Source organism: Flavobacterium sp. ACAM 123 (genome assembly GCF_000264055.1).
Lineage (GTDB): Bacteria > Bacteroidota > Bacteroidia > Flavobacteriales > Flavobacteriaceae > Flavobacterium.
Genome location: NZ_AJXL01000008.1, coordinates 13,664 through 29,767, shown reverse-complemented (window position 1 = coordinate 29,767; position 16,104 = coordinate 13,664). Strand labels below are relative to the sequence as shown.

The window sequence follows — 16,104 nt, the reverse complement described above, 5'->3', positions numbered from 1 at the left end:
AATCAGCTGGCAGGCTTGTCCCTAGACCTGTTAAATTTCTGATTTTCAATAATTAGTTTTTATTTTCGTAACTTTTCAAAACAACTTAATTTGTACCAAATTTAAATACGATCATTCAATAATCAGTTACAGGTTGAAAGAAAAATAAAAATAATACTGAAAAAAAGGAGAGAAATATTCTTTACTATACAATCAATAGGACTCTTCTTATTGCCATGCAACCTTTTTTCTAAAGATGTTAAAAATAACACCTTTGCTTATTCTGATTTAACTATCACAACAGAGGAAAAACTGTTACTACAGGTAAAGCAGATAAAAGAATTAGTTCGCACTAATCCTCATTATAATCAATAGATAGCATTTTTTATTGATATGCAAGTAATGTCAGGAAAAACAGGTTTTTTGTTTATGATCTTAAAAATGATATCCGCCTAGATCAAGGATTAACAGCGCATGGTTTCAGCTCCCGAATTAAAAGTGATGGAAACCAAAAATTTAGTAATGAAAGAGGTTCTCTTTTTACTTCCTTAGATAGTTACAGTATCGGAAAGAGTTACCATAGACAATTTGGTAAGGCATACAACTTGCATGGATTAGATAATACAAACAACAAATCATTCTCTAGAACCATTGTACTCCACAAAAGTACTGATGTTCCCCATAAAGAAAAAAACAATCAGATCGAATACAGTTTTGGCTGTCAGATGATAAATCAACAGTATTATCAACGAATTGAAAAACAAATTGACGCTTCTAAGAGCAACATCACTTTAGACATTTACTATTAAATAAAAGTAGCCGGTATTTTCTCGACTTCCAATATCCATTTTCGCTTACTTTCTTTATATTAAAAAAGAGAATCAGTACTGCGAAGATGCGTGAATCATGTAATTTATTTTTAGCTATATATAACACTTTCCATCCCAAAAAGCCTAGATTTACAAAACATTAAATTTGCTGTAAAGGAGCATAAAAGTTAAAAAAACGAGAAATATCGTCTTATTTTTCAATACTTTTTTTCAGTAAAAAAAATCACTAACAAATAAAAAATAAATTTATGACTATCCAATTAAATTCAGATAACAACTTAACGTTACACGAAGCATTCAGAACACAATTAAATACTTTAATAACCTCAGAATTAAGCAGGTTTGGCGAGCATATTACAAGGATAGAAGCTCATTTTTCAGATGAAAACGGACAAAAAGAAGGACAAAACGATAAGCTATGTAAACTGGAAGCAAGACTCGAAGGAATGAAACCAATTGTTGTTTCAAATAACGGAAACACTCATGATTTGGCTGTAAAAGGGGCTATTAACAAGCTAAAAGCATCTCTTGAAAGCACACTTGGTCGTTTGAACAATCATTAATTGATAATTATAAATAATCCTATACGTTTTTAGACAGAAATACATTATCAGATAAGGCATTTTTTTCTTATTTCCTTCATCCATAAAGTAATACGAGAAGCGCCCTCATTTAATAAAAAATGAAGGCGTCTTTTTTTATATTTCTATCTAAACTGTTTTCCACCTTCTCTACTGCATCATTATCAAAAGTGTTCGAACGTTTTTTTAACCTCATAGAAAAAACCACGGTAACACAGCTTCAGCCTCTTGAATAATCGGATGAAATTATAAATAGCAAACTATAATTTTGTGCGATGGAATAGGGAAAACTTATCAAAGAAGAGAAACTTCAGCAAAAGGTATTTACCTTATATTATGGAAATACCATGCGTTTTCAGCGAGTTATTGTTTTTCAAAGCGAAAGCGAGTACGATGGCTGCATAAGGCTATGCTCATGGAGGACCCTCAGGATAACTCAACCTAAATATTCAAACTTTAGCAAAGGAAAGAGAACCTATTCTTAACAGATATAAAAAATGAATAGTACTGCGAAATAACTAAAAATTATTACAACATGAGGATTACGATAGACTAGAGTAAAAAGAGAAACAAATTTTATTTACCCGCTCTTTTGAAGGAGATAAAACGGCCGTAATTATCAATTTTGGAACTCAAAAAACTAGTACGACCAGTTAGAGCTAAAATGCTAATGGGAAAAAATACACTTAAATCTAAGTGTTTTAATTTATAAAAACGAACTCCAAACCTTAAAACAAAAAACAGACTTGAGTTTTTATAAAGTCTGTTTTTTTTCTAATTAGCCACCACTTTGTAAGTAGGATCCTCCATGATATTAATGTCAATAACGTCGTCCGCAGCATGCAGCAGCTGACGACAGTCAGCACTTAGATGACGCAAATGGAGCTTCTTACCCGCTTTAGCATATCGTTCTGTAAGTTTATGTACCGCGTCAATTGCACTCATATCAGAAATTTTACTTTCTCTAAAATCAACAATTACTTCTTCCGGATCACCAATCACATCAAATTTTTCGGCAAAAGCAGTAGTAGAACCAAAAAATAATGGCCCGTATATTTCATAATGCTTCACCCCTTTCTCATCGATGGATTTTCTAGCACGAATGCGCTTCGCACTCTCCCATGCAAAAACCAAAGCTGAAATGATCACTCCAATGAGAACGGCCAATGCCAAATTATGTAATAAAACAGTAATAATGGCCACTAAAACTCCAACAAAAATATCGTGTTTAGGCATTTTATTAATGATTCTAAAACTAATCCATTCAAATGTACCTATCGCTACCATGATCATCACGCCAACTAAGGCCGCGATTGGTAACAGCTCAATAACTGGTGCTCCAAACAAAATAATTACAAGAATCGCTAATGCCGCAACTATACCTGACAGACGCGCTCTCGATCCTGCAGAAAGGTTGACTAAGGTCTGTGCTATCATGGGGCATCCTCCCATTCCGAAGAAAAAACCATTTAAAATATTAGCGCTTCCTTGGGCGATACATTCTCGATTACCGTTCCCCCTTGTTCCCGTTATCTCATCCACTAAGTTTATAGTCAGTAATCCCTCTGTTAATCCTACTGAAGCCATGATAAGGGCATAAGGGAAAATTATTTTTAAAGTTTCGAAGCTTAAAGTAATATCAGGAATATGAAAAGGAGGAAAACCGCCGCTTATGGAAGCAATATCTGCAACTGTTTTTGTTTCAATTCCTAATCCTAAAACTAATCCAAAAACCACAATAATAGCTACTAATGAAGCTGGTACAACTTTGGTCACTTTAGGAAGAAGTACTACAATTGCAATAGTTAAAGCCACCAAAGCAAGCATAATAAACATAGGACTGCCGGATAACCAAACACTTTCCCCATTCACAACTGTTTTGAACTGCTCTAGCTGAGACATAAAAATAATTATAGCCAAACCATTTACAAAACCAAACATTACGGGCTGCGGTACTAGCCGTATGAATTTACCTAACTTAAACAGACCTATCAAAATCTGTATAACCCCTGCCAAAGCAACAGCCGCAAATACATATTCTAGCCCGTTAGACTTCATTAAAGCAATTAGAACAATCACTGTTGCTCCTGCCCCGCCAGATACCATTCCAGGCCTTCCTCCAAATATAGCTGTAACTAATCCCATTATAAATGCAGCATACAATCCAACTAAGGGTGGAAAGCCAGCTAATATGGCAAATGACAATGACTCTGGAATCATGGTCATAGCAACTGTTAAACCTGCTAAAACTTCCGTTCTGTAATTGACTTTTTGTGTGAAGTCGAATAAGTTGAAATACTGTTTCATTTTATTTTATAAAATATTGATGAGTTTATGGTCCGGAAAAGAATCGTCAATTAAAAATCAACCTCTAAAACCAATAAAAAAATTGACGTGTAACCATTTGCCTAAAATGGCTTAGCCCTACCCTCTAAAGAAAAAAGTAAAAATTTTTATTTTGATCTGCAAATGTACTTTTTTTTAATGGGTGTTCAAAAAGGAATGTAGTTATGTTAAAAAGGATCGAATAACAAATCACCAATAAAAACAAAATTAAATATATAACTCATTTAAAAACAAATAGATATACATATACTCCATTATAGTTTCTTTTGTTAAATTTATTCTATGTCGTTTTAATGCTAGCCTGGTCCTATAAGATGCAGACACTTCGAATACCACAATCATCATAAATTAAAAATTGGATGATAAGGGTATTAGAAACCAAATATATCACCCACTATTTAAAATGTTTCATAAGTGAAAAACCTGTCCGATGTGAATTCAGACCTGGTCAGAAAACTGAGGTTTCCATAACCATTCCGGTATGAGAATGGAAGCGTAATTCTTCTATCTTAGCCTGTTTGAGAGAAGAAGATCATCTTAAATTCAGATTAAAATCTCTTGAGAATAGTAACGTGCAACTGTTATGCTTAGAATAATCAATTTGGCAAGGAACTAATCATAGATGCCAGTTCAGGCATTATTGGGAACAAGAACAGGAAGTCTTTATTGCTGGGCTAACTCGATTTATTTCACTTTTTAGAGATCTAGATATAGAGAATTAGCTAGTTGACAACTGAGGGGTCTATTCCAATAAAACTTCAGATGATGTGGTTATGAATCACAGGAAATACTAGAAACAGACTCTAGCCCATATTTTTATATCTACAAGTATCGTGAAATTGTAAAAAACATTTCTGCTTATTTGGTAGATTTGGGAGCAAATATTGATGCCGTTGTATTCTAAAAATCTTAAAATTCGAATAGCCTGAACGATATACAGCCCCTATTTTTATACTTATTTAAGATTTTTATTATTGCAAAAAAAATCACTCTCAGCGTAGCGATTTTTAAATATAAGAAAATACTAGTTCTAAATCATTTGACACCACTATCCTTTACACTTTTAACACGAGTCGTTTTACCCTGACAATTAACTCGTTTGGACTAAATGGCTTAGTTATAAAATCATCTGCACCTAATTCGAAAGCTTCCAAAACCGTCTTTTCTAAACCAACGGCAGACAATACTATTATAGGGATGTTGAGTTTTAATTCGGCTTTCACCTTTCTGACAATATCAAGTCCGGTAATAAACGGCATCATAATATCTGTTATTATTACATCTGGATTATCAGTGATGATTTTAGTAATCGCTTCTTCGCCATTCGCGCATGCAATTACATCAAATCCTTCTCTTTTTAGCTTAAACTCCATTGTTTTAAGCATCATTTCATCATCTTCGGCTATTAAAATTTTCATTTGATTTAATTTAATTATTATTTGGGGAAAATAATTATTTAAAAAACTGAGTTTGCTATCTCTGTCGCAAGAATATCTATTTCAAAATTATTATTGGTAGGTCATTAATTTTAATGGGTTAATAAATAAAACTATCAGAATACTTTATTTGTATTTAATGCTATGCGACAAAATTAGACTACGTTATTGATGAGCCATGCAATAATGATTCCAATTCAGTAAAAACAGACTGGCAAATTTGATTAAGATAAATTACTTCTTCTTTCCTCTTTTGTCCAAAAGGGTTCATGTTGATTTCTTCCTCAATAATTGCAATACTTTTTGATGCTAAAGTAATCCCTAACAAACTGACAGAAGACTTAAATTTATGAACTTCTGCTTTTAGAATATTAATCTCATCCGCAGCATTTGATTCCAATATTATTTGTAAGGCTATTGGAGAGTTTTGCATAAACAAGAGTAGCATTTCTTTTATAAAATCAGCATCTCCGTCCGCAAATTCGTTTAAATGTGTAAAATCCATTAAGCCTTCAGTGCTAACTGTCGGTAGAGCTGAGTCAGATGAAACAAAGGTATTTGTCTTCATTAAGTTGTTATATAGTTTTTCAAGTAATACCTTAAAATGAAATGGTTTTGATAAATAATCATTCATTCCATTTTCCATACAGCGCTGTTCTTCTTTTAATGTAGCATGTGCTGTCAATGCTATTATTGGGATATTCGATTTAGTTCCCATATGATTTCGAATGTATTTTGTAAGTTCATTCCCATCCATCTCAGGCATTTGAATGTCCATCAAAATAATATCGTAATTATTCTTTTCGATTTTTTCAATGGCTATTTTTCCATTGTCGGCAATATCGATTTCCTTCTCCCATTTATTAAAAACTTTAATAGCTAAAAGTTGGTTGAGCTCATTATCCTCAACTAATAATATTTTTATCTCTTTTAGAAAGTCAGGAGTTAATTTTTTATTTTCATTTATAGTGATATCAGTAGCTCCACTTTTGACTTTTTCGTATTGCATCAGGAATGAAAAGGAACTTCCTTTTCCCATTTCGCTTTTTACGGTTATTGCGCTGCCCTGAAGTTCAATCAGTTTGCGGGTTATAGTTAAGCCCAAACCTGTGCCTCCAAATTTTCTGCTAGTTTCATTAGACGCCTGATTAAAACTTTCAAATATGGAATCTATTTTATCCTGCGGGATACCAATACCTGTATCTATAACTGTAAATCGTATAAAACTATCTGATTCAGATTCTATTTCTTGTGAAATCAGTAACTCGACATATCCTTTATCAGTGAATTTCAAAGCATTCCCTAATAAATTAATCAAAACCTGAGACAACCTAGTGGGATCGCCAATTAATAAATCATTAATTTTCGGATCAAGCTCATAAAGTAATTTTACTTCCTTCTCTTCCGCAATTGTAGAGAGCAACTCTATGACAGTTTTGATGTTTTTTGACAAAGAAAAATTTACTTTTTCAATTACCATTTTATCTGCCTCAATTTTTGAAAAATCAAGAATATCATTTATAATAACCATTAAATTTTTTCCAGCTCTTTTAATAGCTTTTACACTTTGCTTCTGATCACTGTCTAATAATGTTTCCTCCAGAATTCTTGCAAACCCGATAATACCATTCATTGGAGTCCGGATTTCATGACTCATGTTCGTAAGAAACTGTTCTTTTATTCGCACTGATTGCTCTGCCAGGTCTTTTGCCTTTATAAGTTCTCTTTCTATGTGCTTTTGATCACTGACATCTTGAATCGTTCCCAAAATCTTGAGGGGTTGATTATGCTCATCATTCAAACATTTTATGTATTCATTAATGTATTTGACAGCTCCATTTTTTCCTATTAAACTGTGACTGAACTTTACTTCTGAATTGTTTTTCTCTACAAAATCCAAATTACTTTCAAATAATTTAACATCGCCTGAATTAATTAAGCGGGATTTTAAGCGGGCCAACGAGGGAGTACTATTTTCGCCAATTTCAAAAATAGTATACACTTGCTCCGAGAAGAAAACAGCCCCATCAATTAGATTTAATTCCCAAAATCCAATTTTAGCCAATTTTTGAGCTTCTGAAAGTCGGTTTGCGTTAATTTTTAAAGCTAATTCCGTTTTCTTTCTTTGCGTCAGACTTTCATGAACCTTCAGCGCATTTCTTATGCTTTGTGAAACGCCGTCTGGAGTTAATAGTGATTTTGGAATATAATCTGATGCCCCTCCTAAAATCGCCTGACTTGCAATCTTTTCATCTCCCTGCGATGTAACAAAAATTACTGGTGTCTCTATTCCCAAATCCTTGAGAACTTTTAGAAAAGAAATCCCGTCGCTATCAGGCATTAGATAATCCAAAAAGATTAAATCATAAGGAAATGATTTAATCTTTTCAATCCCATCTTTAGCGGAAAAAGCACTTTGCACATCCGCTAATATGCCCGAATGTGAAATAGATCGAATTATAGTAGTCAAATCGACTTTGTCATCATCAATGACTAATATATTTAAAGGTGTAGCCATATCATTTTATTTTTTCTCACTTGAATATTCAATAATATTCCAATAATTATTTAGGATTGAAAAAAAATCAATGTTTTTGTCGCTATCATTTGGTTTACGTAGGTATCCGGCAATATTTAAATTTAAAGCATCGCTTTTATTTTTCTCATTATCTGTATCTGTGATCACAAATACTAATATTGATTTTAAATCATTGTGCCTTCTTATCTTATCTATTAAACTTATACCATTAATACCTTCCTGATTAATATCAATCAAAAGAATTTTAGGTGTTGGAGAAACTCTATGATTGCCTTGAAGCATATTCCAAGCTTCCAAGCCATTTTTAGCAAAGTGTAAATTAGCTTTTATACCGAGCGTTGAAAATGCTAAAATGGCATTTTCAATATCAACTTTACAATTATCTACTAACAAAATGTTTGAGTTTATCATAATTTACTTTTGTAAGGTACTACATTTCACATAGAGACCAAAAATTCTTAAGTGTGGCAACTGAGGAGATAAATTTTTCGAAGGATAATGGTTTTAAAATATACCCGGCGACGTTAAGATTATAGGCATTAATTTTATCACTATCCTCATTTGAAGTAGTCATCACAAATACAGAGATGTTTTTAAGATTTTCATCCACTCTCAGTTCTTTAAGAAATTCTATTCCATTCATCTTAGGCATATTAATATCCAAGATGATGATCCTTGGTAAAGGAACAATAGAGGTACGCAACATTTCTAACGCCTCAACACCATTTCCGGCTACATAAAGATCATTCTTGATATTGTTTTTTGAGAACGCTCTTTTTACATTCATTACATCCACCTCATCATCTTCTACCAAGAGAATATTAACCAATTTCTTTATCATAATTTTAATTATTTATTGTTATTGCTTTAGGCCAATTAAATTTAAAAATGGAACCTCCATTCAACCTAGGAGTATATTCTATTGTTCCTCCTATCATTTTTATTATTTTATCACATATCGCTAATCCTGCTCCTGTCGAGTCAAAAACATCCTTAGAATGCACCGTATAGAAAATGGAAAATATCTTGTCTTTAACCTCTTCCGGAATACCGGGACCATCATCGCTAATCACTATTTCATAATCGATTTCATTTTCGATGATTTCGATGAAGACATTTTTGTTTTCTTTGTCATGAAATTGAACAGCATTATGAAGCAAACTATAAATTACTTTTTCTAATTTCTTACCCAAAGTAATGCATTTTTCATCAATTAAATTATAACTAATATGAAATTCTATCTTTGTTTTATCCCCTAACATTGCAATGCAATCATTAACCACTTTTGGAATACTTACTTCAAATAGATCCATTTTTATGCTATTGACATGTGAAAGTTCTACTAACGCATTCATCATGTTTTCCAAACGTCCTACTCTATTTTTTAATAAATTAAAATTATCTAAAATATTCTTATCAACATCAGTTCCTAAATCATCTTCGATCCAAGTAGCAATGTTTACGATAGCTCTCATTGGTGTTTTTATATCGTGCGAAACAATATAAACAAAATCTTCAAGTTCTTTTTTAAGGGCTGTTAACTCCTCTTGACATTTTTTTTCTGACTCCATTTTTTTTCTTTATTTAGGAATTGTAAAAATAAAACTTGCGCCTTCACCTTCTTCAGATTTTATACGAATAGTACCTCCCTTTTCTTCAACTATCTTTTGTACAATTGACAATCCAACACCTGTACTTTCCTTTTTATCCCGAGCTTCAATGGTTTGAAAAACTTTAAACACTTTTTCATGATACTCTTTTGCTATTCCGGGACCATTATCTTTTATAGTAAACTGGTGAAAACCGGTCAATGATTCATAGAGGCATTCTATTTTTCCTATTGGTTTGTCATTATACTTTACTGCATTACTAATCAAATTAGTGAATATCTGCTCAAATAATATTCTTGCAATCTTAATTTCAGGAATTGTGTCTGCAATATAGACGGCAAACCCGTCACTGGGTACTATTGTTTCTACAATCTGATATAACATTTTTTTTATATCAGTTAACTGAATTTCAATCAGCACCTTACCAATACGAGAATAATCTAAAACACCATTAATTAAATTCTCCATGCGCATGACACGACCTCGTAGCAATTCAAAATTACTGCTTACCTCAGCGGGCATCTCCGGCATGTCCTCCATAATCCACTCCGAAAGATTATTAATCGCTCTCAGTGGAGCCTTCAAATCATGAGAAACAATATAAGCAAACTGATCTAATTCCTTATTCTTTTTTTCAAGATCAGTTAATGCATTGTTTAAACTTTTTTGCGCCTGTTTTTGCTTTGTAATATCTGAACTTATAGCGATATATTGATATGGTTTTCCGTCATTATCTAAAAAAGGAACAATAGTTGAATAAACCCAGTAAAATGATCCGTCTTTAGCAACATTCATTATCTCTCCTTGCCATACTTGCCCCTTAGCAATCACTTTCCATATGTTTTTAATAAACTTATTTAATTTATAATGTGGATTATCAAGATAATGATATTGACCAAGAAGTTCTTCTTTCGAATATTTAGAAATGGAACAAAATTTATCATTCACAAAATTAATAATGCCTTTTTGATCCGTAATTGTAACTATAGACGATTCATCTAAAGCAGATCTAACATCATTTATTTCTTTTGCTTTTTCAATTATGATTAGTTCGGCTAACGTTTTTTCAGTGATATCTTGGATGGTACCTTGGATACTGATAACCTCTCCTTGGTCATTTATATTTCCTTTCCCTATTCCTACAATGTATTTTAAGCTTCCGTCTGGCAATAAAAGTCTGTAATTATAGTTTAAATCATCACCCGTATCCAGGGTGTTCGCTACAATATTATCAATCGTTATTAGGTCGTCGGGATGAATTCGATCTCGATACGCAATCAACAGCTCATCAGAGGTTAATTCTTCTAGATCATAAATTTGATAATGTCCCTTCGACCATTTTAAATCACGAGTGATTAAATCAAATTTCCAGCTTCCAATCTTAGCTATACTTTGAGATTCATCTAATAATTTTTTACTATTAATTAAATCTAGCTCAGTTACTTTTTCTTTTGTTACATCTTGAATCGATCCCTGCAATGCTACTATTTGCCCTATTTCATTCTTGTAGGGTTTGCCAATTTCTCTGATCTGTTTAACTCTATTGTCAGGAAATAATATTCTGTAAGTAATCTCAAAGTCACTTCCTGTTTCCAGTATGATTTTATCCGCTTCATCAAGTATTGATAGATCATCAGGATGAATTCTTGACCTTGCGACAGCATAGAGCTCATCTGAGGGTATTTCCTCTAACTCAAAAATTTCATAGTGTCCTTTTGACCAGATGGAGTCATTTGTAAGTAAATCATGCTTCCAACTTCCTAATTTAGCAATCTGTTGGGATTCATCTAATAGTTTATTAGCATTTATTAAATTTTGTTCTATTTTTTTTTCGTTTGTTACATCTTGGATTATGCCTTGCATTCCTACTACTTCTCCGCTTCGGTTTTTATACGGCTGGCCTATTTCTAAAATTTGTTTTATTCTTCCGCCAGGACATACTATTCTATAACTAACTTTAAAATCCGCACCTGTTTTTACGATATTTTCACTTAACTGGTCCAAAACTAAAAGATCATTGGGATGAATGCGCCCTCTATAGGCCCCATTAAGTTCATTTTTAGGTAATTCATCCAACTCAAAAACATTATAATGTCCCTTTGACCAAATAAGATCATCAGTAAGTATATCATATTTCCAACTCCCTATTTTAGCGATTTGTTGGGACTCATCTAGCAACTTATTACTATTAAGTAAATTAAGTTCCGCTTCCTTTTCCTTTGAAATATCCTTAGCTATTGATAAGTAACCGGTTACTTCCCCAAAGCTGTTCTTAATAGCGGTCATTGATAACAATACTGGAAAAGTAGTGCCATCTTTTCTCAAAAAAGTCCACTCCTGCGAATCAGCAATCCCAAATTTTCGAGTTTTAATAACAAATACGTCAAATCCTGGCTCAACAATTTCACTGAGTTCCTCACTTAATTCTTGAGAACGTTTTACTAATTCGCCTACAACATGGAAAATGGCCGCTGACGTTTTCCCTATCAGTTCATGAGCTTTATAACCCAATAAGTTTTCAGCTCCCCTGTTAAATTGTTTTATCGTCCCGTGTAAGTCCGTGGCAATTATTGAGAATTCAGAGGCATTAAGAATAGCCTTTAATTCATTTTTCGTTTGTATTACTACTTCTTGTTGACTTCGTTCTAAAGTAACATCTCTAGTAATGCAATACAGATTTCCAGTTTCTGGGTCTGGCGTTACATTCCAACTTAACAGAATATATCCTCCATTTTTACAGCGATAGCGGTTTTCAAAACTAATCGTCTCTTGTCCTTGCGCGAGCTTCTCTACTTCTTTATAAGTTATTTCTAAGTCATCGGGGTGAATAAATTTTCCAAATGGCTTACCTTCTAACTCTTCTTTGGCATAGCCCAAAACAGTGGTAAAAGCCGGATTTACTTTCTGGAATTTACCATCTATATTAGCGATACAAACTAAATCTTTTGAGAGTTCAATAAAATTCTTAAATTCGAGTTGCGTCGTTTTAAGATCCACATTTTTTTTTCGCAGATCTAACAATAAAACAACTTGATTTGCCAATAACTGCAGCGCATTTTTCTGTTCGTCAGTAAGTACCCTTGACTTTGTGTCAAGTACACAAAGTGAGCCTAAATTATATCCGTTAACATCCCGAAGTGGAGCACCGGCATAAAACCGAATATCAGGGTTTCCTGTTACTATGGGATTATTAGCAAAAGTTTCATTTTCCAAGGTGTCATTAACCTCATACACCTCCTCACCCATAATTGCATATTGGCAAAAAGAGATGTCTCGTGGAGTTTCAGTAATATCTGTACCCACTCTTGATTTAAACCATTGTCTGTTTTCATCTAATAAGCTTACTAACGCTATAGGAGTACCACAAATGTAAGACGCTAACTGTGTAATGGAATCATACTCCTTTTCAGGTAAAGAATCCATAATTGAATAACTTTCAAGAGCCTTAAGTCTTTCTGGTTCGTTTATCGGCAATACTGATTTTTTCATTAGTTGGGGCGGATATTGATTTGGAGTCAATTGCAAGCAAAGGAAGTATTTACAACTTATCCGTAATGCAGTTCCAATAGACGATTTATTCTTGAGAGCATACAAAAATAAAATAATAATTGAACTAAAGCTGTATCTGTCTATTTAATATAATACTCCGTCATACTGTCTCCAGAGGAATTCATTTATCAATTTATTAAATCAAAAAACACTGCCGTTAATTGAATTTGATAAAATCAATCATTATTTATTCTGCTACAAACAAGAAGTGCAACATTCGATAAAAAACATAAACTACTGATAATTAGTATATTAATTTTAAAATAAAGATGCTTTTTCTACCAAAAATATTTTTTTTTGATTAAATTAGTAGTACACTAAATTAATCTTAACGAGCACACCTACTGCACTTTTCTTATAGTTCTCAAATCGCATTACTAATTAGAACATCAAAATTTAAAAATCATTTTTTGATTTCGAATCGTATCAGCATGATTCAAATGTTTTTTTGTTGGCTTATTAAAACAAAATAGTAGTCGCTTAAACCTTAATATATTAAAAATGGAAAAATATAAATCTATTTTGTTTTTCAACCAAATTGGTATTGATGCGATAGATCAAGTTGGGGGTAAAAATGCTTCGCTTGGCGAACTATACAATCAATTAAATCCTATTAATGTCAATATTCCTAATGGATTTGCGGTTACTGCAGCCAGACACCTTCTTTTTCGACAAAAAAACAATTTAGAAAAATCATTAGATGACGTCTTGAATCTATTGGGCACAAAAAAATACGCAAACTTATCTGAAATTGGCGAAAAGGCAAGAGCGTTAATTCTATCGGCAACTATTCCTGACGAAATACAAGCTGAAATAAGTACTGCTTGCCAATCGTTAAGCACGCGAAGTGACACAAAAGATCTTGGGGTAGCAGTTCAAAGCAGTGCCACCGCAGAAAACCTACCGTCAGCAAGTTTTGCCGGACAAATGGAATCTTTCCTTAATATAAGCGGTGAAAGCCAATTAATTGATGCTGTACATCGCTGCTACGCATCTCTCTTTACGTATCGTGCTATAAAGTACCCGCATGATATGGGTTTTGCAAAATTAGATATTACTATCTCTGTTGGCGTACGACAGGTGGTACGAAGCGATCTGGCTTCTTCGGGTGTTGCTTTTACTAGCGATCCCAGTTTTCAAAATACAATCATCATTAACGGCAGTTGGGGTCTTTACGAGAATTTTGTCAAGGGCACCATAACATCGGATGAGTGGATGCTCTTTAAGCCCACTTTAGAAAACCCAAAACTGAATCTCATTCTGAAAAGACATTGCGACCGAAAAGAATTCACGATGGTTTATGCCGGAAAGAGCGAGGAAACCGCAGCTGAACATACCATCGTAAATACACCCACAACGATAGACAAACGAAATCAATTTTCACTGAATGATAAAGAAGTCATCCAACTTTCACCATGGTGCTATAAAATCGAAAAACATTATAAAAAACTAAAGGATATTGAATGGGCAAAAGACGGGGTAAACACTCAGCTTTATATTGTTCAAGCACGGCCAGAAACAGTTCATAGGAAGGATAAAAAACAAGTCCGAAAAATTTACAAACTCAAAGAAAAAGCGATCCTTATCACAAAGGGAATCGAATTAGGAGACAAAATAGCTACTAGCAAAGCACGCCTACTTAATAGTCCGCAAGAAGGAAATCAATTGTTAGACAGGGAAATTCTCATTACCAATTTGACTAATCCAGATTGGGATCCAATCATGAATAAGGCAGCTGCCATTATTAATAATAAAGGAGGACGCACCAGTCATACCGAGATTGTCGCTAGAGAACTCGCCGTGGTAGGTTGCGGTGATGCCACTAAACTAATAAAAAGGGGACAACAAATCACAGTATCCTGTGCTGAGGGAAAGGACGGTAACATATACGAAGGCGAGTTAAAATGGGAAATCACAGAGCAGAACTTCAGTCAATTACCTATGCGGGATACTGACCTAATGTTCATTCTCGCGGATTCTGATTGCGCTTTTGAATTGAGCAACTACCTAAATAAAGGAGTTGGTTTAATGCTAGTGGCGTTTGCGATTTCCAATAGCATTAAAATTCATCCGTTAGCACTTTGTGAACCAGAAAAAGTAACTAACAAAGCTACAATTGACCCAATATCGGAATTAACGAAAGGATATGAGGACAGCAAACAATATTTTATCGACAAAATGGCTGAAGCAGTTTCGATAGTTGCAGCGGCTTTCTATCCTAAAGATCTAATTGTGAGAATGAGCTATTTTTATAGAAAAGGATTTGCCCTGGAATGCGAAGTCATGAAAAAAGTGCGAAACGAAATGGGGTTTCTCAACGTAAAACTGATGATTCCTTTTTGCATAACCGTAGGAGAAGGAGAAAGAGTATTGGCAGAGATAGCCGCCAACAAATTAGTACGGGGTGAAAATGGTCTTAAGTTATGCGTAATGATAGAACTTCCCAGTAATGTGATCTTGGCCGGTAAATTTGCCTCACTTTTTGACGGATTTTCTATCGATTCCAATGATTTGACACAACTTACCCTCCGTCCGGACCGAGATTCTGCATCAATAAGTTATTTGTTTAGCGAACAGAATCCAGCGGTAAAAAATTTAATCAGGAAAACGATCCATGCCGCTTAGAGAAATAAAATAAAAGTGGGCTTGCAAGGACAGGCACCCAGTGACATTCGGGAATTCGCACAGTTTTTAGTAGAGGAAGGAATCGACAGTATTTCATTTAATCCTGACGCAATTTAAATTGAAAATATTTTGGCAAACGAAAAGAAAAATACAGTACGGTTATAAATAAATTATCAATGGGCAGAATCTACGATATAGTACAAACAACTAGCTACAGATTTTAAAAGATCCTTTTTAAAACTGTAATCTTTGGTAAAAAACCGAAGGAAAGTTAGAAGAAATTAAAACATATTAATTGAACTCTTAAAATTATAAAGTATGGAGCCAAAAGTATAATGTCAAAGTTGTGGAATTCCACTTGACAACGAGGCCTTAAAAGGCACCATATCTAACTGTCTAAAAACGGATGAGTACTGTAAATTCTGTTACGATGGTGGTTCATTTATTAATTCAAATATAAAATTTAGTGAAATAAAGGAAACGGTAGTAACCGCGATGAAAAAATTGCAACTTTCAGAACATCTGATTCAAGATGCCGTAAACATTCTGCCCACATTAAACCGTTGGAAAACGATCTAGGCTATTTTCCTTAAATACTTTATCAACAAT

9 protein-coding genes and 2 pseudogenes are annotated in these 16,104 nt (G+C 33.6%); 4 read left to right on the top strand and 7 right to left on the bottom strand.

The window, feature by feature from the left end; translation table 11 throughout:
* Nucleotides 1–392 precede the first annotated feature (392 nt).
* Both A3SG_RS23030 and A3SG_RS0102440 read left to right on the top strand, forming a co-directional pair.
* Nucleotides 393–788 (top strand): annotated as a pseudogene (locus A3SG_RS23030) (murein L,D-transpeptidase catalytic domain-containing protein); the annotation flags it as partial.
* Nucleotides 789–1,057: 269 nt separating this feature from the next.
* Complete coding sequence (locus A3SG_RS0102440; RefSeq protein ID WP_016988416.1) at nt 1,058–1,372, top strand: HPF/RaiA family ribosome-associated protein; 315 nt, start codon at nt 1,058–1,060, stop codon at nt 1,370–1,372.
* Between the two features lie 792 nt (nt 1,373–2,164).
* Here the strand turns inward: A3SG_RS0102440 and A3SG_RS0102430 are convergent.
* The 7 genes from A3SG_RS0102430 to A3SG_RS0102400 form a co-directional block, all read right to left on the bottom strand.
* Entirely contained in the window at nt 2,165–3,697 is a 1,533-nt protein-coding gene (locus A3SG_RS0102430; protein WP_016988414.1) for a SulP family inorganic anion transporter, read from the bottom strand.
* A 1,094-nt stretch (nt 3,698–4,791) separates the two neighbouring features.
* Nucleotides 4,792–5,154, bottom strand: coding sequence for a response regulator transcription factor (locus tag A3SG_RS0102425; protein ID WP_016988413.1), 363 nt, complete (start codon nt 5,152–5,154; stop codon nt 4,792–4,794).
* 178 nt (nt 5,155–5,332) lie between these two features.
* Nucleotides 5,333–7,690: a response regulator gene (locus tag A3SG_RS0102420; RefSeq protein WP_016988412.1), complete on the bottom strand. Its 2,358-nt coding sequence runs from the start codon at nt 7,688–7,690 to the stop codon at nt 5,333–5,335.
* A 6-nt stretch (nt 7,691–7,696) separates the two neighbouring features.
* Nucleotides 7,697–8,104 carry a response regulator gene (locus A3SG_RS0102415; RefSeq protein WP_157485272.1) on the bottom strand — a complete coding sequence of 136 codons (408 nt, stop codon included), beginning with the start codon at nt 8,102–8,104 and terminating at the stop codon, nt 7,697–7,699.
* Nucleotides 8,105–8,141: 37 nt separating this feature from the next.
* Nucleotides 8,142–8,552: a response regulator gene (locus tag A3SG_RS0102410; protein ID WP_016988410.1), complete on the bottom strand. Its 411-nt coding sequence runs from the start codon at nt 8,550–8,552 to the stop codon at nt 8,142–8,144.
* A gap of 4 nt (nt 8,553–8,556) precedes the next feature.
* The gene (locus A3SG_RS0102405; RefSeq protein WP_016988409.1) at nt 8,557–9,282 is read right to left on the bottom strand and encodes a sensor histidine kinase; all 726 of its coding nucleotides are present in this window, start codon (nt 9,280–9,282) and stop codon (nt 8,557–8,559) included.
* Nucleotides 9,283–9,291: 9 nt separating this feature from the next.
* On the bottom strand, nt 9,292–12,810 hold the full coding sequence (locus tag A3SG_RS0102400; RefSeq protein WP_016988408.1) for a PAS domain-containing protein: 3,519 nt from the start codon (nt 12,808–12,810) through the stop codon (nt 9,292–9,294).
* A 561-nt stretch (nt 12,811–13,371) separates the two neighbouring features.
* Here A3SG_RS0102400 and ppsA point away from each other — a divergent pair.
* Both ppsA and A3SG_RS23025 read left to right on the top strand, forming a co-directional pair.
* A complete protein-coding gene (gene ppsA, locus A3SG_RS18905) occupies nt 13,372–15,495 on the top strand; it encodes a phosphoenolpyruvate synthase (RefSeq protein ID WP_016988407.1) in 2,124 nt (707 codons plus the stop codon).
* Nucleotides 15,496–15,843: 348 nt separating this feature from the next.
* A pseudogene (locus A3SG_RS23025) lies at nt 15,844–16,074 on the top strand (zinc ribbon domain-containing protein); the annotation flags it as partial.
* Nucleotides 16,075–16,104 lie beyond the last annotated feature (30 nt).